The sequence below is a fragment of the Flavobacterium sp. 40-81 genome, from assembly GCF_001898245.1.
GTDB classification, from domain to species: Bacteria; Bacteroidota; Bacteroidia; order Flavobacteriales; family Flavobacteriaceae; genus Flavobacterium; species Flavobacterium inviolabile.
Genome location: NZ_MKTM01000009.1, coordinates 172,408 through 176,040 on the forward strand (window position 1 = coordinate 172,408; position 3,633 = coordinate 176,040).

Below are 3,633 nucleotides of genomic sequence, written 5' to 3' on the forward strand. Positions count from 1 at the left end.
TAAATGATACTATTCCGCCAACGTTTACCGCTCCGGCCAATACTACTATTTATGCCAATGTAAACTGTAGTTATGATGCTTCTGTTGCTGTAACCGGCGATGTAACTAATGAAGCCGACAATTGTTCGACAGGATTGCAAGCCACTTATACAGATGCTGTTGCTAATGGCAACTGTCTAGGCTCTAAAATCATAACCAGAACATGGACGTTAACCGATGCCTGCGGCAATGCAGCGGCAAGCCAAAACCAGATTATTACTGTACTGGACAACATCCCGCCTACAATTACCGCACAAGCGCAAAACTTAGCGGTTAGCTGTGATGGTCAGGGCAACCAATCCCAGTTACAAAACTGGTTAAACACCAATGGTGGTGCCACTGCTAACGATAATTGCAGTACCGTTACCTGGACCAACAACTTTAGTCCACTAACCAATAACTGCTCTCAAAGCGTTGTTGTTATTTTTACCGCTACCGATGCCTGTGGCAATAAAGCCACTACCCAGGCAACCTTTACGGTTAGTGATACTATACCTCCGGTGGCTCCAACCGCTCCGGCAAATGTTACCGTAGCCTGTAGTACTGATATACCGGCGATGATTAGCCTGACTGCTAATGATAATTGTTCCGGTGCCATTACCGTACAGGGACAAGATGTATCCGCTCCAGGTAACTGCCCAAGTTCTTATATCATTACCAGAACATGGACCTTTGTGGATGCCTGCGGCAATAGTTCATCTGTATCGCAAACCATCAATGTTAATGATACTATAGCTCCAGTAGTACCAACAGCACCAGCGAATATAACAGTAGCTTGTAGTACTGACGTACCGGCGATGATTAGCCTGACTGCTAATGATAACTGTTCCGGTGCCATTACCGTACAGGGACAGGATTCCACTGTTCTAGGTAACTGCCCAGGTTCTTATATCATTACCAGAACATGGACCTTTATGGATGCCTGCGGCAATAGTTCGTCTGTATCGCAAACCATCAACGTTAATGATACTGTAGCTCCGGTGGTTCCAACACCACCAGCAAATATAACTGTTGCCTGTAGTACCGATGTTCCGGCGATGATCAGCCTGACCGCTAATGATAACTGTTCCGGTGCCATTACCGTACAGGGACAGGATTCCACTGTTCAAGGCAACTGTCCTAGCTCTTATGTTATCACTCGTATCTGGACCTTTGTGGATGCCTGCGGAAACAGTTCGTCTGTATCGCAAACCATCAATGTAAACGATACTGTTCCTCCGGTTGTACCAACAGCACCAGCGAATATAACTGTTACCTGTAGTACCGATATACCGGCGATGATTAGCCTGACCGCTAACGATAATTGTTCCGGTGCCATTACCGTACAGGGACAGGATACAACTGTTCCAGGCAACTGCCCAGGTTCTTATATCATTACCAGAACATGGACCTTTATGGATGCCTGCGGAAACAGTTCGTCTGTATCGCAAACCATCAATGTAAACGATACTATTCCACCAACGTTTACTGCTCCGGCTAATACAACCATTTATGCCAATGCAAACTGTAGTTATGATGCTTCTATTGCTGTAACCGGCGATGTAACCAATGAAGCCGATAATTGTTCAACAGCATTGCAAGCCACTTATACCGATGTAATCGCCGATGGTAATTGTCCTGGTTCTAAAACTATAACCAGAACCTGGACGTTAACTGATGCCTGTGGAAATACGGCTGCCAGTCAGAACCAGATTATCACCGTACTGGACAACATCCCGCCTACAATCACCGCACAAGCACAAAACTTAGCGGTGAGTTGTGATGGTCAGGGCAACCAATCCCAGTTACAAAACTGGTTAAACACCAATGGTGGCGCCAATGCTAACGATAATTGCAGTACCGTTACCTGGACCAACAACTTTAGTCCGCTGACAAACAATTGCTCTCAAAGTGTTGTTGTAATCTTTACGGCAACAGATGCTTGCGGCAATACAGCTACTACTCAGGCAACTTTTACAGTTAGTGATACTATACCTCCGGTAGCTCCAACTGCTCCGGCAAACGTAACCGTAGCTTGTAGTACTGATGTTCCGGCAATGATTAGCCTGACCGCTAATGATAATTGTTCCGGTGCCATTACCGTACAGGGACAGGATACAACTGTTCAAGGTAACTGTCCGAATTCTTATATAATCACCCGTACCTGGACCTTTGTAGATGCCTGTGGTAACAGTTCGTCAGTATCACAAACCATTAATGTAAATGATACCGTGGCTCCGATAGTGCCAACTGCTCCTGAAAGTATAACAGTAGCTTGTAGTACTGATGTTCCGGCGATGATCAGCCTGACCGCTAATGATAATTGTTCCGGTGCCATTACCGTACAGGGACAAGATTCTTCTGTTCCAGGCAACTGCCCAGGTTCTTATATCATTACCAGAACATGGACCTTTATGGATGCCTGCGGAAACAGTTCTGTAGTACCGATGTACCGGCGATGATTAGCCTGACCGCTAACGATAATTGTTCCGGTGAAATTACCGTTCAAGGACAGGATGCCACGGTTCCAGGTAACTGCCCAGGTTCTTATATCATTACCAGAACATGGACCTTTATGGATGCCTGCGGAAACAGTTCGTCTGTATCGCAAACCATTAATGTAAATGATACCGTGGCTCCGATAGTGCCAACTGCTCCTGAAAGTATAACAGTAGCTTGTAGTACTGATGTTCCGGCGATGATCAGCCTGACCGCTAATGATAACTGTTCCGGTGAAATCACCGTACAGGGACAGGATTCCACTGTTCAAGGTAATTGCCCAAGTTCTTATATCATTACCCGTACCTGGACCTTTGTAGATGCCTGTGGTAACAGTTCGTCAGTATCACAAACCATTAATGTAAATGATACCGTGGCTCCGGTAGTGCCAACAGCGCCAGCGAATATAACTGTTGCCTGTAGTACTGACGTACCGGCAATGATTAGCCTGACCGCTAATGATAATTGCTCCGGTGAAATCACCGTACAAGGGCAAGATTCTTCTGTTCCAGGCAATTGTCCTAACTCTTATATCATTACCCGTACCTGGGCCTTTGTGGATGCCTGCGGCAATAGTTCGTCTGTATCGCAAACCATCAATGTAAACGATACTATAGCTCCGGTCGTACCAACAGCACCAGCGAATATAACTGTTGCCTGTAGTACTGACGTACCGGTGATGATCAGCCTGACCGCTAATGATAATTGTTCCGGTGAAATCACCGTACAAGGGCAAGACACAACCGTTCAGGGTAACTGTCCAAGCTCTTATGTAATCACCCGTACCTGGACCTTTGTGGATGCCTGTGGCAATAGCGCTTCTGTATCGCAAACCATTAATGTAAATGATACTGTAGCTCCGGTAGTACCAACAGCGCCAGCGAATATAACTGTTGCCTGTAGTACTGACGTACCGGTGATGATCAGTCTGACCGCTAATGATAACTGTTCCGGTGAAATTACCGTACAAGGACAGGATGCCACGGTTCAAGGTACCTGTCCAGGTTCTTATATCATTACCCGTACCTGGACCTTTGTGGATGCCTGTGGCAACAGTGCTTCTGTATCACAAACCATCAACGTAAACGATACTGTAGCTCCGGTGGCTCCAACGGC

At 46.2% G+C, this 3,633-nt stretch carries 2 protein-coding genes; both read left to right on the forward strand.

What is annotated here, in order from left to right; all coding sequences use genetic code 11:
• Positions 1-2,480, forward strand: a 2,480-nt coding sequence (locus BGO42_RS02950) for an HYR-like domain-containing protein (RefSeq protein WP_286748641.1), incomplete at its 5' end; no start/stop codon positions are given.
• The coding region (locus BGO42_RS02955; protein WP_502686356.1) for an HYR-like domain-containing protein at positions 2,423-3,633 on the forward strand (1,211 nt) is incomplete at its 3' end. The genes BGO42_RS02950 and BGO42_RS02955, both read left to right, overlap by 58 nt.